Origin of the sequence: Kordiimonas aestuarii (genome assembly GCF_025574465.1) — a bacterium.
Taxonomy (GTDB): Bacteria; Pseudomonadota; Alphaproteobacteria; order Sphingomonadales; family Kordiimonadaceae; genus Kordiimonas; species Kordiimonas aestuarii.
In genome coordinates this window covers 1,269,629-1,295,755 of sequence record NZ_JAOBPP010000021.1, presented here as the reverse complement: position 1 = coordinate 1,295,755, position 26,127 = coordinate 1,269,629, and the positions used below count along the sequence as shown (strand labels likewise).

The 26,127-nt window shown below is 56.8% G+C and carries 24 protein-coding genes; 8 read left to right on the top strand and 16 right to left on the bottom strand.

Going from position 1 to position 26,127, the window contains the following annotated elements; genetic code table 11:
- Positions 1–2: 2 nt before the first annotated feature.
- The 6 genes from hisS to OEU85_RS18445 form a co-directional block, all read right to left on the bottom strand.
- Entirely contained in the window at positions 3–1,241 is a 1,239-nt protein-coding gene (gene hisS / locus OEU85_RS18470; protein WP_262693011.1) for a histidine--tRNA ligase, read from the bottom strand.
- Positions 1,242–1,262: 21 nt separating this feature from the next.
- Positions 1,263–2,372: a flavodoxin-dependent (E)-4-hydroxy-3-methylbut-2-enyl-diphosphate synthase gene (gene ispG, locus OEU85_RS18465; protein ID WP_262693010.1), complete on the bottom strand. Its 1,110-nt coding sequence runs from the start codon at positions 2,370–2,372 to the stop codon at positions 1,263–1,265.
- A gap of 106 nt (positions 2,373–2,478) precedes the next feature.
- Positions 2,479–3,432: a helix-turn-helix domain-containing protein gene (locus OEU85_RS18460; protein WP_262693009.1), complete on the bottom strand. Its 954-nt coding sequence runs from the start codon at positions 3,430–3,432 to the stop codon at positions 2,479–2,481.
- A 303-nt stretch (positions 3,433–3,735) separates the two neighbouring features.
- Entirely contained in the window at positions 3,736–5,943 is a 2,208-nt protein-coding gene (gene ptsP / locus OEU85_RS18455; protein ID WP_394805452.1) for a phosphoenolpyruvate--protein phosphotransferase, read from the bottom strand.
- A gap of 125 nt (positions 5,944–6,068) precedes the next feature.
- Entirely contained in the window at positions 6,069–7,079 is a 1,011-nt protein-coding gene (locus OEU85_RS18450; RefSeq protein ID WP_262693007.1) for an NAD(P)H-dependent flavin oxidoreductase, read from the bottom strand.
- Between the two features lie 20 nt (positions 7,080–7,099).
- Positions 7,100–8,329 (bottom strand): aspartate kinase, encoded by a 1,230-nt coding sequence (locus tag OEU85_RS18445; RefSeq protein ID WP_262693006.1) that lies wholly within the window; start codon positions 8,327–8,329, stop codon positions 7,100–7,102.
- A 179-nt stretch (positions 8,330–8,508) separates the two neighbouring features.
- Between OEU85_RS18445 and ubiG the strand changes: the two genes are divergently transcribed.
- Complete coding sequence (ubiG, locus tag OEU85_RS18440) at positions 8,509–9,270, top strand: bifunctional 2-polyprenyl-6-hydroxyphenol methylase/3-demethylubiquinol 3-O-methyltransferase UbiG (protein WP_262693005.1); 762 nt, start codon at positions 8,509–8,511, stop codon at positions 9,268–9,270.
- Positions 9,271–9,297: 27 nt separating this feature from the next.
- Here the strand turns inward: ubiG and OEU85_RS18435 are convergent, their stop codons facing one another.
- Positions 9,298–10,206 carry a CPBP family intramembrane glutamic endopeptidase gene (locus OEU85_RS18435; protein ID WP_262693004.1) on the bottom strand — a complete coding sequence of 303 codons (909 nt, stop codon included), beginning with the start codon at positions 10,204–10,206 and terminating at the stop codon, positions 9,298–9,300.
- Positions 10,207–10,363: 157 nt separating this feature from the next.
- On the opposite strand from OEU85_RS18435, the gene OEU85_RS18430 reads away from it, so the two are divergent.
- A complete protein-coding gene (locus OEU85_RS18430) occupies positions 10,364–11,218 on the top strand; it encodes an AraC family transcriptional regulator (protein ID WP_262693003.1) in 855 nt (284 codons plus the stop codon).
- Here OEU85_RS18430 and OEU85_RS18425 read toward each other — a convergent pair.
- From OEU85_RS18425 to OEU85_RS18410, 4 genes are all read right to left on the bottom strand, one after another.
- Positions 11,215–11,667 (bottom strand): DUF1178 family protein, encoded by a 453-nt coding sequence (locus tag OEU85_RS18425; protein ID WP_262693002.1) that lies wholly within the window; start codon positions 11,665–11,667, stop codon positions 11,215–11,217. The two genes, OEU85_RS18430 and OEU85_RS18425, sit on opposite strands and share 4 nt — an antisense overlap.
- Positions 11,664–12,494 carry a carbon-nitrogen hydrolase family protein gene (locus tag OEU85_RS18420; protein ID WP_262693001.1) on the bottom strand — a complete coding sequence of 277 codons (831 nt, stop codon included), beginning with the start codon at positions 12,492–12,494 and terminating at the stop codon, positions 11,664–11,666. The genes OEU85_RS18425 and OEU85_RS18420 overlap by 4 nt, the downstream gene beginning before the upstream one ends.
- Positions 12,495–12,499: 5 nt before the next feature.
- Positions 12,500–12,742, bottom strand: coding sequence for a glutaredoxin 3 (gene grxC, locus OEU85_RS18415; protein WP_394805451.1), 243 nt, complete (start codon positions 12,740–12,742; stop codon positions 12,500–12,502).
- Positions 12,743–12,844: 102 nt separating this feature from the next.
- Positions 12,845–13,591, bottom strand: coding sequence for a ComF family protein (locus tag OEU85_RS18410; RefSeq protein ID WP_262692998.1), 747 nt, complete (start codon positions 13,589–13,591; stop codon positions 12,845–12,847).
- A gap of 99 nt (positions 13,592–13,690) precedes the next feature.
- On the opposite strand from OEU85_RS18410, the gene OEU85_RS18405 reads away from it, so the two are divergent.
- Positions 13,691–14,524, top strand: coding sequence for a methyltransferase domain-containing protein (locus OEU85_RS18405; protein ID WP_262692997.1), 834 nt, complete (start codon positions 13,691–13,693; stop codon positions 14,522–14,524).
- Here the strand turns inward: OEU85_RS18405 and OEU85_RS18400 are convergent, their stop codons facing one another.
- Both OEU85_RS18400 and OEU85_RS18395 read right to left on the bottom strand, forming a co-directional pair.
- The gene (locus OEU85_RS18400) at positions 14,525–15,079 is read right to left on the bottom strand and encodes a nucleotidyltransferase family protein (protein ID WP_262692996.1); all 555 of its coding nucleotides are present in this window, start codon (positions 15,077–15,079) and stop codon (positions 14,525–14,527) included.
- The gene (locus OEU85_RS18395) at positions 15,076–15,513 is read right to left on the bottom strand and encodes a (deoxy)nucleoside triphosphate pyrophosphohydrolase (RefSeq protein ID WP_394805450.1); all 438 of its coding nucleotides are present in this window, start codon (positions 15,511–15,513) and stop codon (positions 15,076–15,078) included. The genes OEU85_RS18400 and OEU85_RS18395 overlap by 4 nt, the downstream gene beginning before the upstream one ends.
- Positions 15,514–15,625: 112 nt before the next feature.
- Here OEU85_RS18395 and OEU85_RS18390 point away from each other — a divergent pair, with 112 nt between their 5' ends.
- On the top strand, positions 15,626–15,844 hold the full coding sequence (locus OEU85_RS18390) for a Flp family type IVb pilin (RefSeq protein ID WP_262692994.1): 219 nt from the start codon (positions 15,626–15,628) through the stop codon (positions 15,842–15,844).
- 9 nt (positions 15,845–15,853) lie between these two features.
- On the opposite strand, the gene OEU85_RS18385 is transcribed toward OEU85_RS18390, so the two are convergent.
- Positions 15,854–16,099: a hypothetical protein gene (locus tag OEU85_RS18385; protein WP_262692993.1), complete on the bottom strand. Its 246-nt coding sequence runs from the start codon at positions 16,097–16,099 to the stop codon at positions 15,854–15,856.
- Positions 16,100–16,259: 160 nt separating this feature from the next.
- A complete protein-coding gene (argJ, locus tag OEU85_RS18380; protein WP_262692992.1) occupies positions 16,260–17,504 on the bottom strand; it encodes a bifunctional glutamate N-acetyltransferase/amino-acid acetyltransferase ArgJ in 1,245 nt (414 codons plus the stop codon).
- Between the two features lie 271 nt (positions 17,505–17,775).
- Between argJ and secA the strand changes: the two genes are divergently transcribed.
- Both secA and OEU85_RS18370 read left to right on the top strand, forming a co-directional pair.
- Entirely contained in the window at positions 17,776–20,577 is a 2,802-nt protein-coding gene (gene secA, locus OEU85_RS18375) for a preprotein translocase subunit SecA (protein ID WP_262692991.1), read from the top strand.
- Between the two features lie 247 nt (positions 20,578–20,824).
- Positions 20,825–21,658, top strand: coding sequence for a hypothetical protein (locus tag OEU85_RS18370; protein ID WP_262692990.1), 834 nt, complete (start codon positions 20,825–20,827; stop codon positions 21,656–21,658).
- A gap of 192 nt (positions 21,659–21,850) precedes the next feature.
- On the opposite strand, the gene OEU85_RS18365 is transcribed toward OEU85_RS18370, so the two are convergent.
- The gene (locus OEU85_RS18365; protein WP_262692989.1) at positions 21,851–22,837 is read right to left on the bottom strand and encodes a ribonucleotide-diphosphate reductase subunit beta; all 987 of its coding nucleotides are present in this window, start codon (positions 22,835–22,837) and stop codon (positions 21,851–21,853) included.
- 316 nt (positions 22,838–23,153) lie between these two features.
- Between OEU85_RS18365 and OEU85_RS18360 the strand changes: the two genes are divergently transcribed.
- Together OEU85_RS18360 and OEU85_RS18355 are read left to right on the top strand one after the other, a co-directional pair.
- Positions 23,154–24,800, top strand: a complete 1,647-nt coding sequence (locus OEU85_RS18360; protein ID WP_262692988.1) for an amidohydrolase — start codon at positions 23,154–23,156, stop codon at positions 24,798–24,800.
- A gap of 99 nt (positions 24,801–24,899) precedes the next feature.
- Complete coding sequence (locus OEU85_RS18355; protein ID WP_262692987.1) at positions 24,900–26,123, top strand: efflux RND transporter periplasmic adaptor subunit; 1,224 nt, start codon at positions 24,900–24,902, stop codon at positions 26,121–26,123.
- The last annotated feature ends 4 nt before the right edge of the window (positions 26,124–26,127 follow it).

Genomic DNA, 26,127 nt, shown 5'->3' with positions numbered 1-26,127 from the left:
TTTTACTCCACCACTGCCGCGGTCAGCGCGTCAAATGTCACCTGATCCTGCGTGCCTCGGTCAAGGTCCTTGACCATAACCATGCCGGCTTCAAGCTCGTTGTCGCCGAGGATTACCGCGAAACGCGCATTTGCCTTGCTCGCACGGGTCAGGCGCTTCTTCAGATTACCACTACGGTCCGCGATAACAGTGTACCCCTCGGCGCGCAAATCTTCCGCAAGCGCAAATGCCTTCAATGTCGCGGCTTCACCCATTGGCAACATGAAAAGCGGCCGGGCTACCTCCGGCACAATCGTTGTCAGCATCGCAAGGCGTTCAATACCGCCTGCCCAGCCCACGCCGGCGACCTTGGAGCCACCCAGCTTTTCAATAAGCCCGTCATACCGGCCACCAGCAAGCACCGTGCCTTGCGCGCCCAGCTCTGTGGTGATGAACTCAAACGCGGTGTGCGTGTAATAATCCAGCCCGCGTACCAGCCGTTCGTCGTGCTCAAACGGCACGCCTGCGGCTTCGAGTCCTGCTTTGACAAGGTCAAAAAACGCACGCGACTCTTTGTTCAGGTGCTCAGACATCAGTGGCGCATCCGCCACCAAAACTTTGTCGCCCTCGTCCTTGCTGTCAAGGATTCGTAGCGGGTTGGTATCCAACCGCCGCACACTGTCTTCCGACAATTTGTCCTTGTGCGCGCTGAAATAGGCAACAAGCGCATCGCGGTAAGCCGCGCGGCTTTCGACATCCCCCAGTGTATTGAGGTGCAGGACAACTTTATCCCGCATGCCCAGTTCACACAGCAGGCGCCACGCCATGGCGACCATGTCGACATCGAACTCTGCCGTCTCCGGGCCGATCATCTCAGCATTGATCTGGTGGAACTGGCGATAGCGGCCTTTTTGCGGCCTCTCGTAGCGGAACACCGGACCATGGCTCATCAGACGGCACGGCAGGTTCTGCTGCATACCATTGGAGATGAAGGCGCGGCAGACACCGGCCGTAAATTCGGGGCGCAAGGTCACTTCTTCGCCGCCACGGTCCTCGAATGTGTACATTTCCTTCGAGACAACATCGGAGGCTTCGCCAAGCGGGCGTTTGAACACTTCGGTAAATTCAAAAATCGGGGTGGCGAGGTCTTCGAACCCATAAGAGCCCGCGACACGGCGGAAGGTATCCACCACCGCGTTCATGCCAAGGGCTTCATCCCCATAGATATCGCGCGTGCCCCGCGCTGGTTGCAGTTTGGACACGGGAAATTCCTTTTATTGTAGCTAATGAGACGCGGCTGCGGCTTCGATTTCCGCGGCTTTTTCTTCCACCAGCGTCACGATATGGTCGACAAGTTTGTCGTCGGTAATTTTATGGTCGGTCACGCCTGAGAGGTAAACCATATGGTTACCCTGCCCACCGCCTGTCAGGCCAATGTCGGTCTCGCGCGCTTCCCCGGGACCGTTCACGACGCAGCCAATGATCGATAGGCTGAGCGGCGTGTGGATATGCGCGAGGCGTTCTTCCAGTACCTCAACGGTCTTGATCACCGGGAACGCCTGCCGTGCACAGGAGGGGCAGGAAACAATACGCACACCGCGGTGACGAAGACCAAGTGACTTGAGCATTTCAAATCCGGCTTTAACTTCCTCAACCGGATCGGCGGACAGTGAAACCCGGATCGTGTCACCAATACCTGCCCAAAGCAGCGAGCCAATGCCAATTGATGATTTTACCGTACCGCCCCTCAGGCCGCCTGCTTCGGTGATACCGAGATGCAGCGGGTAATCACAGGCGTCGGCAAGGCCCTGATAGGCCGCTACTGCGAGAAAGAGATCAGATGCCTTCACGCTGATCTTGAAATCAAAAAAGTCGTTATCTTCCAGAATGCGGGCATGCTCAAGTGCGCTTTCAACAAGCGCTTCGGGGCATGGCTCCGCATATTTTTCGAGCAAGTGCTTTTCAAGCGAACCGGCATTCACGCCAATGCGCATCGAACAACCGTTCGCCTTGGCGGCGCGAACCACTTCGCGGACCCGCTCGGCAGAGCCAATATTGCCCGGGTTGATACGCAGGCACGCCGCGCCGGCATCCGCAGCTTCAAGCGCGCGTTTATAATGGAAATGGATATCCGCGATAATCGGCAGACCTGCCTCACGGCAAATCTCGGGCATAGCCTTCGTTGACGCTTCGTCCGGGCAGGAAACACGCACGATATCTGCACCGGCTTCCTTGGCGGCATGGATTTGCTTGATAGTCGCAAGCGGGTCAGAGGTCAGCGTGTTGGTCATGGTTTGCACCGAAATGGGTGCATCCCCACCCACAGGAACATTGCCCACCATGATCTGGCGGGACTTCCGTCTGATAATATCTCTCCAGGGGCGAATGCTCATCGCGTGACTATACCTTTACCACCGTCATTGCTTTGGTGGCGTTATACATGATGAAGCGCCTTGCCAAAAGCAAGGATTTTCAGGATTTGATACTGGATTTCGGCTTTTAGCGTGAGCCGGTGACTGTGCGGCTTCCCTGCACGGCATTCGACAGCAGCTTCTCCCCGTCAAGCGACAGGCCTTTCACGACCTCCCCACGTTCACCCAATGACTTGATCTGGCGGTTGCCAACGGTCAGTGTCACACCAGCGGCGTTGCTGGTAGACAACAGCACATCACCCTCCAGAAGGGGGCGATAGCTTTGACCTTCACGCAATACACCGGACCATATCTCCGTGCCGTCCTCTTTCGCGAGACGCACCCAGGCGTCTTCGCTGGCGGACAGCAGGATGTCGCTGCGGCCTTCGCCATCGCTGGCTGTTGGCATCGCGTTCGCGGCAGGCAGGAACAGGGAATGCGGCAGGGGCGACACACCGGTTGCTTTCACCGTTTCGTCGTGTGCAGGATCTGTGCTGAGGATATCATCAACAGATACTGATACGCCTGAACCATCGTTGTGGGCCGCTAAATCGGCAGCAGCGACCTCCAGCTTGGCCTGGACGGCTATCAGTTGTGCACTATCTGTCGCCGGATCAACAATCTCGTTGTCCGCAACCAGCGTAAAGGGCGCAATAGTGTTACCCATGAAGGCCCACACCAATGCAGCACCAACAATGCCGCCAAGGGGTGACAGCCATGCGGGCAAACGACGGCGCGTTTTGATCGGCTTATGAATAGCTGGTCGTTGACCTTCCGCCATAACCGGTGCTGTTTTCACACCCAGTTCGTCCTTGAACGCCTGCGCGATGGCTTCTGCATCAAGCGACAGGGCTTTGGCATAAGCCCGCACAAAACCGATAGCAAAGGTATTTCCAGGCAACGCATCATGCTTGCCTGCTTCGATGGCGGAGAGATAACCGGAGCGTACGCATATGTCCTTGGCGATGGTGTCAATATCGCGCCCACAGGCAATGCGTGCCTCTTCCAACAGTTCTCCGACTGTCTTTTTTTCGTTCGTCATTATTATAACCGTCCCCTGCTACTCGATACTGGGCAGCCCCCTACCCGTTAGTAGCTAGTATTACCGTAGTTCCTGGGTCGGCAAGGATAAGGACCTTCGACCCTCTCAAGCACAACAATCAGGCTGCTTTTTTTGCCCCGCATCTTGCGACAGCCTGCGGTTGCGGCCCGTGTATGATTCGTTCACGGTTCTATTGGACCACACTTAAGTCAAAAAACATTTAACGCCATGTGTCAAATAGAAATAAATTTTAGAGACTTTTTTTCACGCCTTCGGCGCAAATCAATAAACCCAAAGGGAAATTCAGAGTTTTATGTTGTGATCGCGGGCATAATGCACAAGCGAGTCGCGAATCGAGTGTTCGGCTGATTGCAGGTTGGAAAACACAAAATCCCTAAGTGACCCGAGGTCAACAGAGCGAATCATACGTTTCACCGGGCCGATGGACGTCGGCGAAATCGAAAGCCGGCGCAGGCCAAGTGCCACCAGTGCCATGGCTTCAATAGGTTTACCCCCCATCTCGCCGCACAACGTTACCGGCACACCCGCTTTGTCGCATGCCTTGAAGATCGACTGCAGGAACGAGAGAACCGGCGGTGCAAGCAAGTCATACCTGTTGGCCAGCCGCGGGCTGGACCGGTCGCAGGCAAAGAAGAACTGCATCAGGTCATTGGTGCCGATCGAGAGAAAGTCTACTTCCTGCACCAGTAGATCAAGCTGCCATGCAAGCGATGGCACCTCCAGCATGCAGCCAACCTTCACTTCTTTCGGGGGCACCTTGTCATATTTCGCGAGGCGGGCGATTTCCTTGTTCAGTATCACCTTGCAGCGCCTGAGTTCAGCGACCTCCGCGATCATCGGGAACATGACATTCAATGTCCTGCCCGCAGAAGCGTAAAGCAGAGCGCGCAACTGGTAACGAAGGAGCGCGGGCCGGTCGAGCGCGATACGAATGGCGCGCCAGCCCATGGCCGGGTTTTCTTCTTCGTCCCGCGGCAAGAAAGGCACCTGCTTGTCGCCGCCAATATCAAGCGTGCGGAATACCACCGGGCGATCACCCGCCGCTTCGATGGCAGCGGAATAGACCTTGGTCTGTTCGTCTACCTTTGGCAGGGCGGGTGCGACCATGAACTGGAATTCCGTACGAAACAGGCCAATGCCCTCAGCCCCCGTATTATCAAGGCTGGGCAGATCCACCAGAAGGCCTGCATTCATCAGCAGGGTGACCTTCTCACCATCACGGGTTTCGGCAGGCAGGTCGCGTTCCGCGGCATATTCCGCCAGCAACTGTTCCTGCAGCTTGAGGGTCGCCTTGTAGCTTTCAAGAACATCTTCCGCCGGGCGCACATAAACATGCTCTGATGCACTGTCGACAACAACGGGCTCTCCCGCCTCGACATGGGTCAACAGCCCTGTGACGCGGCCCAACATCGGGATACCCATGGCACGGGCGATGATCGTCACATGTGAGGTGGTGGAGCCTTCCTCAAGCACGATAGCTTTCAGATATTGCCGGTCATAGTCCATCAACTCCGCGGGGCCGATGCTGCGGGCCACAAGGACGGCGTCCTCGGTCAGATCAGCGCGGTATTTGCTTTTGTCACCCTGAATGATGCGGATAAGCCGGATGGCGAGATCATCAAAGTCAGAAATACGCTCCCGCAGGTAAGGGTCGCGGATCTTGTACATCCGCATGCGGTTTTCCTGCTGCACCCTGTCTACCGCGGCCTCTGCCGTCAGGCCGGAAGATACCGCGTCGCGCATCTTCTCCTGCCAGCCGCGGTCGTAGGCGAACATACGGTAGGTCTCCAGCACCTCGCGGTGTTCACCGCCATGTGCGAGATCCGGATGCTCAACCATCTCCTCAAGCTGGAGACGCATCTCGGCAATAGCATCTTCGAGGCGCTTGCGCTCTTCCTCAATATCTTCGGCAACCGTTCGGGTGATCTGCACCTGCGGCTGGTGGAATACGGCAATGCCGGCGCCCACACCGGCCGCGAGGGTAAGACCATCAAGCGTGATGGGTTCGCCCGTGGAGCCGCTGTCCTCCGTCAGTTCCTGCTTGTCGACGAGCTCGCCAGAGGCGACAAGCTCGGCTATCACCATCGAGATAGTTTGCAGCGCCTCAACTTCCTCGGGCTTGTAGCGGCGGGGGGTGACATTTTGCACAACCAGTACGCCGACAACACGACCTGTGCGCAAAATCGGCACACCCAGGAAGCTGTGATAGATATCCTCCCCCGTCTCGGGGCGGTAGGAGAAGCGAGGGTGCTGAGGGGCTTCCGAAAGGTTAAGCGGCAGACCACGCTCTGCGACGAGGCCCACGAGGCCTTCGCCCACGGTCATGCGAGTGAGGTGAACCGCCTCTTCCTTCAGGCCTTCGGTGGCAAAAAGTTCAAGAACACCGCCCGCGCGCGCCAGATAGATCGAGCATACCTCGGCGACCATATTCTGCGCGATCACGCGGACAACGCGATTAAGCCTGTCCTGCGGCGCGCCGCTGCCAGCCATAACGCTGTGCAGCCGCCGTAAAAGCAGTCTTGGCTGACTGACATGGTCAGGCAAAGCATCCCCCTTTGTCGTCGTGCCGACCTACCACAAAACAGCGCGGCAGGTACAGTTCTCGAGCATAATGCTCAGGCCACAAGATACGTGCAGGCCTGGGCAACAAGTTCGTCGATGATCGCAGCTGTCGGCTCGACCTTTTTGACCATGCCAACACTTTGACCGGCCATAACAGAACCGGTTTCCACGTCACCGTCAACCACTGCGCGGCGAAGTGCGCCACCCCAGAAGTGCTCGATCTGCATCTGCCCTTCTTCCTGGCTGACCTCTCCGCCGTGGAAGCGCGCAACAATATCGCGTTGTGTTGCCATGAATTTTTCCGTGCCTTCATTTTTAAGCGCACGCACTGGAATAACAGGGAAGCGCGCATCCACCTGCACACTGGCAACCGCGTCCCGCGCGCTGGCACGGATAAAGGCCTTTTTGAATTTTTCGTGGGCGATACATTCCTCAGCCACCACAAAACGGGTGCCAAGCTGTACGCCAGATGCGCCCATCTCGAGATAGCTGGCGATCACTTCCCCCCGGCCGATACCACCGGCAACGAACACAGGCACATCAGTAATGACCGGCAGGATTTCCTGCGCCAGCACACTGGTGGAGACCGGGCCGATGTGGCCACCGGCCTCCATACCTTCAATGATGATCGCGTCAGCGCCGGAACGCACCAGCTTCTTTGCCAAGGTCGCCGTTGGTGCGAAACACATCAGCTTGGCGCCATAGCCTTTTATCTTGGCGATAGCGGTGCCGGAAGGCAGGCCGCCCGCCAGCACCACGTGGCTAACCTCTTTTTCACCGCACACATCGATCAGCGCATCAAGCGCCGGATGCAGGGTGATGAGGTTCACGCCAAAAGGTTTATCGGTCAGGGCCCGGGTTGCATCGATTTCAGCGGCCAGAAGGTCGGGCGTCATGCCACCACAGGCGATAACCCCAAATCCACCGGCGTTTGAAATGGCAGCGACAAGGTTGCGCTCGGACACCCAGGTCATGGCCCCACCAAGGATGGCATATTTGCTGCCGAGAAAATCTGTGCCGCGCTTCCACAGCGCTTCCAGTCTTGCCAAACCTTCTTCGGACATTGCCACCCCTTCAAACATCATTACGCCTTCACCGGCGCGTCGAGACCATATGCACTATGAAGGGCGCGTACTGCAAGCTCGGTGTACTCAGCGTCGATAATCACGCTCACCTTGATCTCAGATGTGGAGATAACCTGAATGTTGATCCCTTTGTCTGCAAGCGTGTCAAACATCTTCGATGCCACACCGGCGTGACTGCGCATGCCAACACCAACAACAGACACTTTTACAACGTTGCCGTTATAGACAAGATCGCGGTACTTCAGCTCTTCCTTTTTGGATTCGAGCACCTTGACTGCCCGCAACAGATCGTCTTCAGGCACGGTGAAGGTCACGTCAGTGGACGTACCATTCTCGGATGCGCTTTGCACAATCATATCGACATTGATGTTAGCCGCCGCAAGCGGGGCAAACAGGTGCGATACCTGCCCCGGGCGGTCTTCAAGGCCCACAACGGTTACTTTAGCTTCAGCGCGGGAATATGCGATCCCGCTGACTACTTCCTGTTCCACGATCTCGTCCTCACCAACAACAAGCGTTCCGGGCTTGTCTTCAAAGGAAGACAACACCTGCGTGCGCACACCATGTTTCATGGCAAGAGCAACGGAACGTGTTTGCAATACTTTGGCCCCAAGGGATGCCATTTCAAGCATCTCTTCATACGTAATTTTATCAAGTTTGCGCGCCCGCGGCACAATACGGGGGTCGGTGGTGTAAACACCGTCCACATCCGTGTAGATATCACAGCGATCCGCCTTGAGCGCGGCCGCCAGCGCCACCGCAGAGGTGTCCGAGCCACCGCGGCCCAGCGTGGTGATACGGCCATCATCCGCGATACCCTGGAAGCCGGCCACCACAGCCACGCGGCCACCCGCCAGACACTCATTCAGTGTCTTGGTATCAATTTCCTCGATGCGCGCGGCACCGTGCACATCGTTGGTACGGATCGGCACCTGCCAGCCAAGGAAGGAACGCGCGGGCACCCCCATCTCCTGAAGGCATATCGAGAGAAGGCCGATGGTTATCTGTTCGCCTGCTGCGACCACGGTATCATATTCCCGCGCGTCATGCAGGGGTGCCGCCGCGCGGCAAAATTCCACAAGCTGGTTCGTTGTGCCCGACATGGCGGACAACACGACCACCACCTCGTGACCATCGGCCACCGCCTTGGCAACCCGGGTTGCAACATTGCGGATGCGATCGACATCGCCGACCGACGTACCGCCAAACTTTTTAACTATGCGTGCCATTTGGTAATTCGGCCCTCGCTTGAGTAAGAAGGTCTGTCAGTTTGACGCAAGCACCTTGACCCAAGAGCCATCAGCGTGCGTATTGAAGTGCAGCGCGTAATTGTTTAATGGCTGGCCAGCGCTCGCGCAAGCGCTCAAAATGGTCTAAAGGTTCGAAAAGCTTACGGGAAACAAAAGATATGCTGAATGACGGCAATAAAATGGCCGAAGGCACAACGGTGAATGAAGACGAGGTCGCTTTCTTCGCCCGTATCGCCGACAGCTGGTGGGATCCGAAGGGCCCTTTCAAGCCGCTGCATATCCTGAACCCGACACGTCTTGGCTATATCCGGCAGGAAGTGGAAGCGCACTTCTCGCTTGAGTTGGGCCTAGCAAAACCTTTTGAAGGTTTCCGTTTACTGGACATCGGCTGTGGTGGGGGCCTGATCACCGAACCGATGGCGCGGCTTGGCGCAGATGTGGTCGCCGTCGACGCGGCGGAAAAAAACATCATGACCGCCAGCCTGCATGCCAAACAAAGCAGCCTGGCGGTGGACTTCCGCAACACCACAGCCGAGGCGCTGGCGGAGGCCGGCGAACAGTTTGACATCATCGTCAACATGGAGGTGGTTGAACATGTGGCGGACGTAGATGCCTATCTGGCCGCATGCCGCGCGCTCCTCAAGCCCGGTGGACTGATGCTGCTCTCGACCCTCAACCGTACGGCAAAAGCCTATCTGTTCGCGATTGTCGGAGCAGAGCATGTTCTACGCTGGCTGCCTGTCGGCGCCCATGACTGGAGCAAATTCCTGAAACCAGAAGAACTGGCCGGCGCATGCAAACGCGCGGGACTGGCGGCAAGTGCGCCGACCGGTTTTGTCTTCAACCCCATCACACAGAAATGGCGACTGTCTGACCGGGACGTAGCGGTCAATTACGCCATGACAGCCACCGCACCCTGACGGGCGCGGTGGCTGCCTCCAGTCGCGCTAGGCTGATTTTTTCCTGCCCGCGCCCCATGCGGCCAGCACACAGCAGACGATCAGAACAACACTTGTTATAATGCTGTTCTCCGGGCCATCCGACCCGCCTGTCAGCCATTCTGGTGCACCCTCACGCATCATCAGGTCAACCCACAACGGTTTGACATCAAGCGCAATGCCGGTCGTCGGCAGACCAAACCATGTGATGAAAGACCAGTTCCAGGCCGCATGCCATGCCGCAGCACCCCATATGGTTTTTTGCCGAACTACAAGCAGGCTTGTGAAGATCGAGAATGTCATGGTCATGGTCGCAAAAATGGCGAATGGTACGGGATCAAAAGCGGCTTCAAAGTCCACATGCATCAAGGTAAAGAGCGCCCCGTTACCAAGAATGCCGGTCCAGATGCCGAACCGCTCTGCAAGACGGGATAGCATCCACCCCCTGAAGAAAAATTCTTCAACACTGGACTGCACGATGAAGGAAAAGCACAGGAGCAGAATCGGGATATAGCTGACCCGTGCAAAATCCTGCGGGCTTTCAATTGTGTAGCCGTCCACGGCCCACACCCCGAGCACAGAGATCGCCGCCATGGCCAGGCCATAGATATACCCCTTTGAGAAATGCCCTTTTGCCTGGGGCACGAACGCAATGCCGATGCTGGCAAGATTACGACGTTCAAAATACTTAACCCACAGGGTCAGAAGTACAAATCCCGTCGCGAAGGATGCCGCCAGAAAATAAAGGATGGTTGGATAGGTCTCGATGGTTTCCGCATTGAGTAAGTTGGCCCACCGCGCCGGCAGTAGCGCCATAATTTGCCCCCCGATCAGGAAGATCGGCAACAGGATGGGAATGGCCCAGAACCAGGTTCTGCGGCTGTTTTCGGCTTTATCGGAAAAGAATTTGGATGTCATTTTTGATCTCTCTCGCTGAAACGCCCGTCTATACGCGGGCTATGACTGCGAGCTAACATCATGGCATCCTGTGTGCATATCAAAATCTTGCTGAAATGATTGCAGGTCCTGTATCGTAGTAAGACTTGGTAATCTCGGGGCTTAACAGCACACCAATATGGACCGCGCGCCACTCATTAGCGTGAATGCCGAAATGACCGGGCAGTATGACCTGCGCCGCGAAATTGCCATTGCTCAGTGGTCGATTGACCGGAGCCGGGTGGCATACCAGAAATCAGACAGCCATACTCTCAGCCTCTATCTGGCTGGCGGTGAAACAAGTTGCCGTGAAGATCAGCGTGACCGTAAGGGGCGCGCGGGCATACTGTCACTGATGCCGGAGGGACATCTGTCGCGCTGGGAGATTGGTGGACGCATCGACTTTGCCCATCTCTATTTCTCTGACCGGGTGCTCAGGCAGTTTGCCAGTGATCATTTCGACCGCGATGTGCGACTTTTTGAACTGATGGACCTCACGTATCAGGACGACTCTGGGCTGCGGCACCTGATGCAAAGCTACATTCAGAATTGCCAGGACAGCTCAGGAAGGCTGAGCCTCTTAGGTGAGCAACTATTCTACCAGATCCTTGCGCACCTGCTGACCAACTATAACAGCTTCAACATTGCTGCCACCCCGATCCGTGGCGGGCTTTCACTCAAGCATGCAAGATTGATCCGTGCGGTTGTTCAGGACCAGCTTGCCACGCCGCTCAGCATTGCGGGGCTGGCGTCCCTTGTGGGCCTCAGCCCATTTCATTTTGCGCGTCAGTTCAAGGAAAGTTTTGGTGAAGCACCCGCACAATACATATGCCGCAAGCGGGTTGAAGCTGTGAAGGGCCTGATCTCAAGCGAGCAATCGCTGGCCGATATCGCGGCCCAAACCGGTTTTGCCCAACAAAGTCATATGACCCAACAGTTCAAGCGGCATACCGGTCTCACACCCGCCGCCTACCGTCGCCTCATATCCGTCTAGGCGTCCTTGCGGCTGTTGCCCGGTAACGGCACGATCTCAATGCCTTCATCGAGAAGCGACTTGGTTTCCTCCAGCGTGCTTTCACCGTAAATGCCGCGCTCATCGGCTTCGCCGTAATGAATTTTCCGCGCTTCCTCGGCGAACTGGTCACCAACATAATCGCAGTTTTTCTCCACGTGGCTTCTTAGCTTGGCGAAAACCTTCTGCGCCTCTTCCACCAGCGCACCCAACTTTGCATCATCCTTGTTCTGTACCATGGGCGCGGTTTCCGCGCGGCGATTGCCCTTGGCGCTTACGTTGGGAGCCATCGGTGCCTTAGCGACGTCCGTCGCACCGCAATAGGGACATTCCACGATGCCCGCATCGCGCTGTTCCTCAAAGGTGGAGGATGACTTGAACCACGCTTCGAAGCGGTGATTCTCGGGGCATTTAAGGTCAAATACGATCATGAGTGGTCACTATACTCTATTTCAAAGCCGCGTGTGTGTTTCAGCGACGGGATTTTTTGCCGCGCTTCCGCGACCTTTGCAAGGTCTATATCTACGTAGGTCACACCAACCTCGTTGCCACCGTCCGCCAGAACATCACCCCACGGGCTGATGGCAAGACTGTGGCCATAGGTATCGCGTCCCGTGGCGTGGTGGCCGGTTTGCGCCGCGGCCAGCACAAAAGCGCCTGTCTCGATGGCGCGTGCACGCAGCAGCGTATGCCAGTGTGCCTCACCGGTGGGCTTTGTGAAAGCCGCCGGGACAAGCACGATATCAGCACCCGCCTCTGCCATCGCACGGTAAAGGTAGGGGAAGCGCAGGTCATAACAGACCGAAAGCCCAAACGTACCGATCGATGTTTTCACGACCTGCGCTGTTCCGCCCGGCTTATAGAGCGTGCTTTCGCGGTAAACCTCACCGCCACCCAGGTCCACGTCAAACATGTGCATCTTGTCATACTGCGTGACAATCTCACCCCCGGGACCGAGAAGAAATGCGCGATTCGCCAGCCGATCATCCGCCACCCTGATGATCAGCGAACCGATATGCAGCCAGACCTCCAGTTCCGCCGCAAGCGAACGAAACCGCGCCAGCCCCGGGTCATCCTGCTGGTAGAAGGCCTTGTCCAGCACCACCTTGCGATTCATTTCCATCAGGTGGGTGGTTTCTGGCGTGCTGATGAAAGTGGCGCCGCCCTCGGCTGCTTCACGGATAAGCTTTTCTGCCGCGTCAACCGCAGGCAGAAGCTCGTTTCCGGTATTAAGCTGGATGAGGGCTGCGCGTAGCATGAAGCCTACCTTGACAGAAGCGGGTCAAGCCCACCGCGCGCATCAAGCGCATACAATTCGTCGCAGCCGCCCACGTGCGTTTCACCAACCCAGATTTGCGGCACTGTGTTCACACCGCCCGCTTTTTCACGCATCTCGCGGCGCGCTTGCGGGTTCATGTCCACGCTGATTTCACGAAAGGCGACGCCCTTTTGTTGCAGCAGCGCCTTAGCGCGGTAGCAGTATGGGCACATGCCGGAACTATACATTACAATATTGGCCACGCTTGGCTCCTTTACTCATTCGCCCTCTATGTAGGGCAAATTACCTTTTTGTTAAAGGGAAAGGCTGCTACGCGGTAAACGCATGGCTCAGCCGGGCGGCCCCTTGACCCGCGCGAAGACCACCAGGCCCACCTCCCGCGCGCCAGCCCGCTTCAGCGCCGCCGCGCAGGCAGACGCTGTCGCGCCTGTTGTCAGCACATCGTCGACAAGCAGGACGCGTTTGCCCATAACCCGGCCCTTCACGTCTTTCGCCACAGCAAAAGCACCTGTCACATTACGTTTGCGCCCCTTGCGGCTTAGCGTGCCCTGGCTTGGCGTCGCCCGGTGGCGGAAAAGTATAAAACTATCCAGTGGCAGGGACAGGATGGATGACAACGCACGACCGATAAGCTGGGACTGGTTAAACCGCCGGGTAAAAAGCCGTCGCGGGTGAAGCGGTACCGGCACAACAATATCCATACGTGGCTGGCCAACCAGTGCCCCTGCCATCATACGGGCCATAGCGGGCACCCCGGCGCCCTGACCTCCATACTTAAGGCCCAGGATCAGCGATTTGGCTTCATCGTCATACAGCACGCCCGCTCGTGCCCAATCGAAGGCCGGGGGCTCACGCAGACAGGCACCGCATTCGGCGCCCTCAAGATCCCCCGCGCCAAACGGCAGGCCACACCGCACACACAGCGGCACAGTGATGGGTTTAAGCTGACCCCAACAGGCACCGCACAAATGGCCATCCGCCTCGATGCGGATGCTGCATCGTGGGCAGCGCGGCGGCAACAGGAAATCAAGAAGCCCAACGCCCGCACGTTTGATATGACGGCCAATCATTTTCATGAAATTAAGCCTAGCAGCACACGTCCGGCAGCACCATATGCCAACACCAATTCTACGACACTATTGCAAGCCGCCCCTCGCTCGCTTATGGAAAGGCCCATGACCAGCCCACAGAAACCAGATGCCCTTTTTGATATGGATGCCGTGCTCCGAAACGCCGCACGGGGCCGTGCCATGGGCACAGAGTTTGACTTCCTGCGCGAGGAAGTGGCCGACCGCATGCAGGACAGGCTGAAAGACATCAACCGCCGTTTTGAGAATGTGCTTGATATCGGAGGCAGGTCCTTCGTGAACGAAGCAACAACCGTACACCTGCCGGCAGGCGATGCGGCGCTGGATGCTACGCCTTCAAGCCATGACCTGGTGATCTCAAACCTCAGCATGCACTGGGTCAATGATTTGCCCGGCTTGATGGTACAGGCCAATCATGCGCTGAAGCCCGATGGCCTGTTCATCGCCTCGCTGTTTGGCGGGGACACGCTGCATGAGCTGCGCCATGCGCTGATTGCCGCAGAATCGGAAGTGGTGGGCGGCGCGAGCGCGCGTATTATCCCCTTTGCCGACGTCCGCGACCTGGGCAGCCTGCTGCAGCGCGCGGGCTTTGCCCTACCGGTCACCGACATGGACACCATTACAGTCACCTACGAACACCCGCTCAAGCTGATGCAGGAACTCAGGGGCATGGGGGAAGCAAACGCCATGACGACGCGAAGCCGCACCTTCCTGCGCCGAGATGTGCTGGCCCGCGCGTGCGAGATATATACGGCGAAATACGCCGGACCTGACGGGCGTATCCCCGCCACATTTCAGGTGATGTATATGACCGGCTGGCACCCGCATGAGAGCCAGCAAAAACCGCTTAAGCCTGGCAGTGGCAAGGTGAACCTTGCCGACGCATTGAAGGCAGACAGGCCACCCAAAAAGCCTGAATGATCAAGCCTCCAGCACCTCAAGGTCAGGCCAGCGTTCAAGCCACCGTTTCTGCTGTACCCGCGCGCGGAAGATGCCCACATCCCGCGCCATGATGGCCGGGGTTGGCCGCAACACATGACCCATCAGATCACCTGGACCGAAGGGCGTGACAAGCTCAAGCCCACCCTGCGTATCCAGCCGGGCGGCCACCGCCGTTGCTGTCTCGGGCCAATGCGATAGTGCATCGGCCATATTTTTGTATGGCGGGTCGCCCGCGGGCACATGCATGCGGGCCTGGTTGCGCACCTGCCAGTCATGGCCCGGCGCTATAGTCGTTAATGCCTTCTCATATCGGGATTCGGATTCTCTTGACCGGTCACTTGTGTCAAAATAGACCACATCCACGTCCGCTGCCCGGTAGTCAGGCACGCGACCATAGCGCTTGTCCCACACGAGGTTGCGAACCGACCCTGCCGCGACATAGGCGCTGCTGGGGCCATGGTTTTTAACTGTTTTAAGAAACTGGACGATCATGTCGTCCGCCAGCACTATTTCTTCCAGCGCAACCGCGCTCAAAAGAAATCCCTGAGCATTGCGACAAGGGGTTCGTCCGCCGGCGGCATCTCATAGCCACCAAGGTCACGTATCCTGACCCACTTGGTACGCTGGCCCTCCATGCCCCGCACAAGTCCTTCCCACTTTCTGCACACATAAAGCGGCATCAGAAGGTGGAACTTCTCATACGAGTGGGACGCAAAGGCGAAAGGGGCAAGGCAGGCGGCTGTTATGTCGATATCCAGCTCTTCCTTACATTCGCGGATCAGCGCGGCCTCCGGGATTTCTCCGTCCTCGACCTTGCCGCCGGGAAATTCCCACATGCCCGCCATGGACTTGCCTTTCGGGCGCTCGGCAATCAATACCCGCCCATCGATATCAACAAGCGCGATGGCGGCGACCAGCACGGTTGGCAGGCCAGCGTCAACTTTCACATTGGGTTCAGGACAATCCATCATGACGCCAACGCGTAACGACAGTTTTAAGCAAATTCAAGCTTTAACCGATTGTTTATGATTGCAGCACAGGGTGAGCGTGAGGCAGACGGGCACGAGCGGAGACAGGTACATGAAAGGCACCATAAGGCAACTGACAAGGCAGCGTTATCCCGCTGCCTTAGGCCAACTTATACGCAATATTGACGGAGCAACGGCGGTGGAATACTGCCTGATCGGCGCATTGATCGCCGCAGGCCTTAGCGCTGGCATTGGCACGCTTTCGGATGTCGTGCTCGACATCTTCGAGATGCTTGGCACCGAGGTCGATATCGCAGGCGACGGTAGTTAGGCAGCGCCCTTACGAGAACGCTGCTTCGCGGAAAGCTTCGTCTTTTTGCGGCGCCCGACGACTTGGCTTTTCAGCGTCCGTTACCTTCAGGCGATCGTTGATCACTCTCCGTGCCCGCGTGACTTCGCGCTGCATGTATTCAAGCTCCGCCAGTTTCTCAGCGCCCTCATCCGTGTAGCGACCAAGCGCCTCGGCAAGCGCTGTGTCCAGCTCGTTTAAAAATTTCAGTTGCAGTTCCAAATTAACAGATGGCATTTCTTTTCTCCGGCAACTCACTTCTCAGCAATAACCCGAAAGAGGTGATGCATAAGCTGTGCCAAGGGAAAATATCAACATTTTCAATGTATTATGTAATAAAATCAAAAAGCCCGGCAGCTTTGGCCGGGCTTTCCTCTGGGCATTGGGCAGTTATCGCCTAGCTGCGATAATCTGCATTGATGCGGATATATTCATAGGTCAGGTCGCAGGTCCAGACGGTTGCCGCGCCTTCGCCGACACCGACGTCAATGCGGATATCAATCTCCTGCCCTTTCATGTGAGCAGCAGCCTCTGGCTCGCTGTAGCGCGGATGCACCGCGCCCTTGTGCGCCACATGCTGGTCCCCGATCCAAATTTGCAGCCTGTCCCGCACCGCAGCTTCACCGGCCTTACCCACGGCCGCCACCAGGCGGCCCCAATTAGCGTCCTCGCCCGCAATGGCGGTTTTCACCAGAGGGCTGTTGGCAACGGACTTGCCAATCACCCGCGCCGCAGCATCATTTTCCGCACCCTCGATTGTGATGGATACAAATTTGGTCGCGCCTTCCCCATCCCTGACAATCTGTTGCGCAAGGTCAATCATCAACTCGTCGAATTTGGCCCGGAAATCCGCAAGGCGCGGCTCATCGGGATTATCGATCGGCTCATAGGCCGCGCCAACGCCCGTCGCCACTGCGATACAGGTGTCGTTGGTGGACGTATCACCGTCCACAGTAATGCTGTTGAAGCTTCGGTCCGTCGCGTAGCCGAGCAACTTTTGCAAGCAATTATGGGTGAGCGCTGCATTGGTAAACACAAACCCCAGCATCGTGGCCATGTCCGGCGCGATCATGCCAGAGCCTTTGGTAATGCCAGAGATAACAACCGGCCGCCCCTCAATCGTCGCCACGCGGCAACAGCCCTTGGGGTAGGTATCCGTGGTCATGATAGCCCCGGCTGCCTCACGCCACATCGAGCCGGACATCCCGTCATAAATGCGTGCCAACGGTTTCTCAAACAGATCCCCGTTCAGCGGAACACCAATAACCCCCGTGGAGCACAGGAGCACTTCCTCCGGTTTGCAGCCCACGGTTTTCGCCGCCACATCGGCTGACTTCACTGCGGCTTTCATGCCGCGGTCACCGGTAAAGGCGTTGGCATTGCCAGCATTCACAACGAGGGCGCGAACCCGGCCACCAGTTTTTGCCAGTGCGTCACGGCACCAGTCAACTGGCGCGGCAGGCGCTTTTGACCGAGTAAACACCCCGGCAGCAATCGCTCCTTCATTAAAAACCGCGAATAACAGGTCTGGCCGTTCGCGTTTTCGGAAACCGGCATGCATTGCGCCCATCTCAACGCCGGGAACCGGCAGCAGATTCGGGAAACTGGCAGGTGCCAGCGGAGATATTTTAGACTCGGCCATATATGTCACCCAAGGTCATGGAAATGAAGGGGCATAATGCCCGGTTAATACATCAGGAGCAAGATTTGCCGGTGCATTGTGCCCATTTGGCGACGGATTGTCCCAGCCCAGTTGACAGACGGCAAGCAGATACTTATCTGTGCGTGCAATCCTGTAGTGACAAGCTGCATATACTAATAAAGACATTCAATTGCTGTTTACGGATCATTTTTGTTGGGTCTGCCATCAAGACGACACCGTGTGATCAGGAAGGGCAGACCAGGGAAACATTATGCTGGGACTTAAAACACTCGCCAAAAAGATCTTTGGCTCGGCGAACGACCGTTACCTCGCGAAGCTTAAGCCTAAAGTCGAAGCCATCAACGCGCTTGAAGCAGACTTTGAAAAGCTCTCCGACGCGGAACTGAAAGCCAAAACCCAGGAATTCCGCGACCGCCTCGAAAGTGGCTCAAGCACCGATGACCTTTTGGTCGAAGCCTTCGCTGTCGTCCGCGAAGCATCCAAACGCTCCCTTGGGCTCAGGCATTATGACGTGCAACTTATCGGCGGCATGGTTCTCAATGACAACAGCATCGCCGAGATGAAAACCGGCGAGGGTAAAACCCTTGTTGCCACACTCGCGGCTTACCTCAATGCCCTGCCCGGCAAGGGTGTGCATGTGGTCACTGTCAACGACTATCTTGCAGAGCGTGACGCCGCGTGGATGAGCAAGCTATACGGTTTCCTCGGCTTGACGACCGGCGTGATCGTACCTGGAAAATATGACCAGGAACGCCGCGAAGCATATGCGTGCGACATCACCTATGGCACCAACAACGAGCTTGGATTTGATTATCTGCGCGACAATATGAAGGCCCACAAGGACGAGATGGTCCAGCGCGAGTTCCACTATGCCATCGTCGATGAGGTGGACTCGATCCTCATTGATGAAGCCCGGACCCCCTTGATCATTTCCGGCCCGACCGACGACAAGTCAGAGCTTTATATCTCGATCGACAAGATTGTCGCTCAGCTTGGTGAAGGCGACTATGAGAAGGACGAGAAATCCAAACATGTCGCGTTGACGGAAGATGGCACCGAACGGGTTGAGCAGATCCTGCGCGATGCTGGCCTTTTGCAGGGTGATGACCTCTACGATTATGAGAACACTGCTGTTGTTCACCATGTGGATCAGGCGCTGAAAGCGCACACCATGTTCGAACGCGACACGGATTATATTGTCAAGGGCGGCAAGGTCATCATCATTGACGAGTTTACCGGTCGCATGATGGAAGGCCGGCGCTATTCCGGCGGTTTGCACCAGGCGCTTGAAGCCAAGGAAGCCGTCGAAATCCAGCCCGAGAACCAGACGCTCGCGTCCATCACCTTCCAGAACTATTTCCGTATGTACCCGAAACTGTCAGGCATGACAGGGACAGCCGCAACGGAGGCCGAAGAGTTTGGCGACATCTACGGCCTTGGCGTAGTCGAGATCCCGACAAACGTACCAATCCAGCGAGTGGACGAACACGACGAATTCTACCGCACGGCCAAGGAAAAATTTGACGCAATTGTCAAGGACATCGACGAGGCTCAGAAAAAAGGCCAGCCGATCCTTGTGGGTACAGTCTCCATCGAGAAATCCGAGGTTTTGTCAGCCTTCCTCAAAGAGAAAAAGATCAAGCACCAGGTGCTGAACGCCCGCTTCCACGAGCAGGAAGCGTCGATTGTGGCGCAGGCCGGTCGCTTGAACTCCGTAACCATCGCCACCAACATGGCAGGCCGCGGTACAGATATCCAACTGGGCGGTAATGCCGACATGCGGATTGAGGAAGAAACCGCAGGGATGGAAGACGAAGCCGAGACCAAAAAAACGGCGGACCGTATCCGGGCCGAAGTCGCGGAAGAAAAGAAAAAAGTTATCGAGGCGGGCGGTCTGTACATCGTTGCCACCGAACGGCACGAAAGCCGCCGTATCGATAACCAGTTGCGCGGCCGCGCAGGCCGTCAGGGTGACCCGGGCCGCACCAAATTCTTCCTGTCGCTTCAGGACGACCTGATGCGTATCTTCGGGCCAGAGCGCATGGACAGCATGCTTGTGCGTCTCGGTATCGAGGAGGGTGAAGCGATCATCCACCCGTGGATCAACAAAGCGATTGAGAAAGCTCAGCAGAAGGTCGAAGCCCGCAACTACGACATCCGGAAAAACCTCGTTAAGTTCGATGATGTCATGAACGACCAGCGCCGGGTGATCTATGAGCAGCGCCGCGAGATCATGGATGCCGATGATATCGCGGAAACCATCAAGGACATGCGCGCCGATGTGGTGGACCATGTCGTTGAAAAAGCCATTCCGTCAAAATCCTATCCTGAGCAGTGGGACCTTGACGGACTACAAGCGGATGTACAGACCTATCTGGGCCTCGACGTCGACATCAAAGCCTGGGCGGCAGAGGAAGGCGTCGATGATAAAGTCATCATCGAGCGGCTGGACAATGCGACCGAAAAACACCTTGCAGTCAAGGCGGCAAAATACGGCCCTGAATTCTGGCGCGGTATTGAAAAAAGCCTGCTGTTGCAGGTTGTTGACCAGGAATGGAAAGATCACCTGCAGAACCTTGACCACCTGCGGCAAGGGGTGAGCCTCAGGGCTTACGGGCAGCGTGATCCGCTCAATGAATACAAGACAGAGGCCTTTTCGCTTTTTGAAGCCATGCTGTATCACATGCGTGAACATGTGACACAGCTGCTGTGCCGTATTGAGCTGGCGCCGCAGGTTGATCCTGCAGAACTTGAACCGCAAAGCCCCAAGATCGTACGGGAAAGTCACCCTGCCCCGGACTCTGCGCTCGGCGGCGGGTCAGGCGGCTTTGACCCCAACGACACCAGCAGTTGGGGCGAGGTACCGCGCAACGCTCCATGTCCATGCGGGTCAGGCGAGAAGTTCAAACATTGTCACGGCGATGTCCGGGTAACCGGCATGCCCGCACCCGGTGTGCAGCCCGCCAGCAATCCGTTCCAAGGCGTTGGTCGCAACGACGCCTGCCCTTGTGGGTCAGGGAAAAAATTCAAACACTGCCATGGGCAGCTTTAAGCAGCCAGGCCGCCGTATCAAAAGCCCGCGCACCTCGGTTCGCGGGCTTTTTTTGGGCCGGAAGCACGGTCACATATTCAGAAATTGTGAAGATATGTGTTCACCCATTGATACACAGCCGTGTCAGAACGGCGAAATTCCGCCATTTCCTGGAAATATTTTCATGAACGGTATGTGAACGCGAGGCTCAGGCTTGGCTCAGCCAGCGTCCTCTATTGTTGCATCATCAACAGCGGAGGAAACCGAGATGAAAACGCTTACCACAGTTCGTACAATTGCCGCCGGCGCCAGCCTTGCCATGATTGCAGGTACAGGCGCCCTTGCTGACCCAGCATACCACAACGACCGCCACGGCGGCGCGGGTTATGCCCGGTCTGCCGAGTTCCGATACGACAATCCGATCAAGGTGTATGTGAACGTGGACACCAAAGGCCGCGGACGTACGGAGGACAGATTCGAGCGCCTGACAGAACAAGCCATGCGCCATAACCTGCCGGATTATGTGCGTCTCGTGGACAGCGCACGCATGGCCGATATGGTGATCAATGCCCGTGAGCAGGACTATGACCTCGATTTCCGTGTCGTCGACCGTGACCGAGAGCAGGAACGCTACAAGCAGGTTAACCAGCGGTCTGGCGATCGTTGCGGCCCCTATTACAAGGCATCCTACACCGTGGTGAAAGAAAAGGCCGAGGCGCGGGCAAGCTATGCTATCCGCATCCAGACAGACGGTGTCGGCCGTGACCGCGAACGTATCATCGCCGGTGCCAACAGCTATCTCACGTATGGCGACAACCTGAAAGCGCACACACGATGCTCCGCGGACCCAACCAACCGCTTCCCGAACCATCAGGTGAAAGACATGTTTAACAACAAGTCACCCGCATATCGGGCACGCGTTGCGCAAGGCGTGCGCCAGGAAACCGCAGCGGACCTAGGCCGCAAGCTGGCTTATGAGATCAAAAGCAACGTGGATGACTATTACGCCGGGCTTGCTGTCCGCTACGCCCATGGTGGCCACTACGGCAATCCATGGAAAGGCCGTGACACGCATAAAACGTCCCACGGTCGGTGGGACTGATGAACGCCTACTCGACCCTCTTGCCCTGAGACCCTGAGGGAAGAGCCCGGGCCGGTCACTCCTCCTCGCTGTAACCGGCCCGGCAGCGTTCAACTTAAAACACCCGAGACTCCCTCTCGGGTGTTTTTTTATATGAAAAAGCCCCGGGGACCGACGGTTCCGGGGCTTTGCTGTTTACATATAACCAAGCCCCTATTCGAAGGCTTCGTCCCACGAGCCTTGCGTCGCCGCTTTTGAGTATTCCGTCGCACGGTTCTCGAAGAAGTTGGTGTGCTCCACCGCGTTCAGCATGCTGTCGAGCCACGGCAGCGGGTTGATCTCGATATCATACAACCCATCTAGATCAAGCTGGTCAAGCCGACGGTTGGCGATATAGCGGATATATTGTTTTACTTCCTCTGCAGTCAGGCCTTCGATTGGCCCCAAGCCGAACGCGAGGTCGATAAAGGCGTCCTCATGTTCCACAATCGTACGGCAGGCTTCAGTGATCTGTGCCTTCAGGTCCTCGTCCCAGATTTCCGGGTTCTCGCTCACCAATGTCTTGAAGAGCTTGATAATGCTTTCGCAATGCAGGCTTTCATCGCGCACGGACCAACTGATGATCTGCCCCATGCCCTTCATTTTGTTGAAGCGTGGGAAGTTCAGCAGCATGGCAAAGGACGCGAACAGTTGAAGTCCTTCAGTGAAGGCACCAAACACGGCAACGGTCAGTGCGGTCGACTTGAGGTCTTCCACATTGAACTGCTGCATATAGTCGTATTTGTCCTTCATCTCCTTATAGTGAAGGAAGGCGGAATACTCGGCCTCAGGCATTCCCAGCGTATCCAGAAGGTGGCTGTAGGCCGCGATATGGACCGTCTCTATATTCGAGAAAGCTGCCAGCATCATCTGTACCTCGGTGGGTTTGAACACCCGGGTGTAATGCTTCATATAGCAGTTGTTCACTTCAATATCGCTTTGCGTAAAGAAGCGGAAAATCTGCGTCAGCAGGTTTTTCTCGGACTCGGACAACTTACGCGCCCAGTCGCGCACATCTTCAGCGAGCGGCACCTCTTCCGGCAACCAGTGAATTTGTTGCTGCATCAGCCATGCTTCATACGCCCAGGGATACCTGAACGGCTTGTAAACATGTCGTTCTTCCAGAAGTCCCGTAAGCTGCTTTTCACCGGTTTCGGCCATTTTGCCCCTGTCTCCACTCGTTCGCATGCGTTGAATGCTGGCACCCAAGCCTGCCAGCGAAGCGGCAGTATAGCCCCTCAATTTGTGCAAAGAAACGCTCAATACACCATATTTGGTAGAAAAATGACTTGCCAGTGATTCGTCTGCAATGACACTGAGCCTGAATCAGCGGAACCACTGGCTTTATGTCGTGCGTACTCTGCTGGGAAATTCCGCCCAGCTATTGTATGAGATGTGGGTGACCCCATTAAGGGCGTGGTCACTTGTGCTGTGTATGATGCCCATCACCAATTCTCTACTTTCGGGGGAACAGCACATGATTACTCGCCGCACCTTTCATGCCCAGATGGGTAGCCTCGCCCTATTACCCATGGTCAGCTTTGAAAAGCCAGACCTGATCCTGTACGGCGGCACCATCATCACCTCGGACCCCAATCGCCCGCGCGCGGAGGCCATCGCCATCAGCAGCGGGCATATCATCGCCATCGGCGATAACGCCGATGTGTGCGCGCTTGCATCCCCGCTGACGAAGCAGACAGACCTTTCCGGCAAAACGATCCTGCCCGGCTTCATCGATGCACACAGCCACCCTGCTTATTCAGGAGTTATGCACCTGTTTCAGGTCGACTGTGACCTGCGCTCCATCAAGGCAATCAAGGACGCCATCCGCGCCGCAGCGGCCAAGAAAGCACCAGGCGAGTGGGTGCTTGGCTTCAAGTATGACGACACCAAAACAGCTGAAGGGCGCTTCCTGACCCGCGCCGACCTTGACGAAGCCGCACCAGACCACCCGGTCTTCATCTCGCACCGTGGTGGTCACACCGGGTTCGTTAACTCGCTGGCGCTCAAAAAAGCAGGCATTGACGACGGTACGCCAGACCCCGACGGCGGCAAGTTTGACCGCACGGACGGGCGGCTCAATGGTCGCTTGCTGGAAACCGGTGCCAGCGCCGTCGAGACAGTTATTCCCAAAGGCCACACACGCGAACAGCACCGCGACGGCGTGGCACTGATCTCCAGGATGCTGGCGAAATCTGGTATCACATCGGTCACCGACGCCTACGGCAGCCGCGATGACTTTGTCGCCTACACTGACGCCTACAAGGCTGGCATGCTGGGCACCCGCATCTATTGCATGATCGGCTACTTCGATATCGACAAGATGATCGACGCGGGCCTCCGAACAGGTTTTGGCGATGAATGGGTGCGTCTTGGCGGCATGAAAGCCACTTGTGACGGCTCCATTTCCGAACGCACAGCACGACTGTCCGAGCCCTATATTGGCCGCCCGGATGATTACGGCATCATCGTCACACCAGAGGACAAACTTTATGAGCTCGCGCGGAAAGCCCACGCAGCTGGCTGGCAGGTCGGCATCCACGCCAACGGCGATGTCGCCGTTGATATCACGCTAGGCATCTACGAGCGCCTGCAAAAAGAAATACCCAAGGCCGACCCGCGCTTCCGGCTGGAGCATTGCACCGTGATCAATGACGACCTTGTGCGCCGGATCGCCGCACTGAACGCCATCCCCACCCCCTTCTCCACATATGTCTATTTTCACGGCGAAAAGATGGGCGAGTATGGCAAGGAGCGGCTGAACAAGATGTTCGCGCTCAGGAGCTTCTTGGACGCAGGCATCAAGGTGACGCAAGCGTCTGATTACCCGCCCGGCCCCTATGAGCCCATGATGGCGCTGCAATCAAGCGTGACGCGCACTGATATGAGAGGCACCCTGTGGGGGCCGAAACAGCGCATCACGGTCGAGGAAGCCATCAAGATTGGTACGATCCACGGAGCCTATGCCTCGTATGAAGAGAAGATCAAGGGCTCCCTTGAGGTTGGCAAGCTGGCAGACCTTGTGGTGCTGGGAGAAGACCCGACGAAAGCGGATCCTTTCAGCCTTATCGACATTCCGGTGGAGCGCACCATGGTCGGCGGCAAGTGGGTGTTTGAAGCCTAGACAAGGCAACGGTGATCACAACCGGCGTTATAGCTGACCCATTTTTGCAAATGCGTCGTATTATGATAGGTATTCTTCGAAACAGACTGGGGCAAGTTCGTGATTCAAACCGAAAAAAACACGCATGACGGTGAAAAAAGCAAGGTAAGAACACTGCGGCCTGCCGCCACGGTGACCCTGAGCCTTGTCATCATGGCCGTTGCCGCCCTGCTCATTTTCGGTATCTACAGCAGCGAACCGAAGGCAGAACGGGAAACCGCAACCCGGGAAACCGCCATGTTGGTGGATGTTCTGTCTGTAAAGCGCGGAACTTATGCCCCCCAGATCACCGGCCTTGGCACCGTAACTGCGGCACAGGATATTGAACTGCGTCCCCGCGTCGCCGGGCGTGTGATGGAGGTGTCCGAACATTTTATGCCCGGCGGGTTTGCCCTTGAGGGAGAGACCCTGCTTAAGCTCGATGCCGCTGACTATCGTCATGTTGTCAACCAGCGTGAAGGTACGCTCAAACAAACGGAAAGCGACTTGGCGCAGGAGCAAGGCCGCAGGGAAGTCGCCAAGCGTGATTTTGAAGTGCTGCGTAAAAATATGGAGGGTGGCAACGAAGCCCTTGCGCTGCGACAACCGCAACTTGAAGCAGCCGAGGCGGCGATGATTTCGGCGCAAGCCGCCCTTGACCAAGCCAAACTGGACCTGAACCGAACAGAGGTCACTGCCCCGTTTGACGCACAAATCATAACCCGCGACGCCAATGTCGGCTCTGAAGTAAACCCCGGCACCACGCTGGCGCGGCTTGTGGGCACTGATGAATATCACATCATCGTCACTGTGCCGCTGGCGAAGCTGAAGCAGATTGCGATCCCGAAACGGGGGCAGACGGGCGCCACCGTTGAGATCGTCGACCGCGCGGCGTGGCCCGACGGTGCTTCGCGCACAGGCGAAATCCGCAGCCTGATTGGCGCAATCGATAACCAGACCCGTCTTGCAAAACTGCTGGTCAGCGTGCGCGACCCACTCTCGCTCAGGGATGGCAGCAATCAGCCTGTTCTGATTGTCGGGTCCATCGTGCACACAAAAATCAGCGGGCAGCCCCTCGACAATGTCGTGAAAATCGACCGGGACCATCTCAGGCAGGATGACACAGTGTGGGTCATGCAGGATGGGATGCTGAATGTCCGGGCGGTTACCGTCGCTTTCAGGGATGCAGAGCACGCCTATGTCAGCGAGGGGCTGAACACCGATGACCAGATTGTCACCAGCAACCTCGCAACCGTGGCCGAGGGTGCCCCGCTCAGGACCGAAAGCAACGCACAGGGTGAATAGGAGA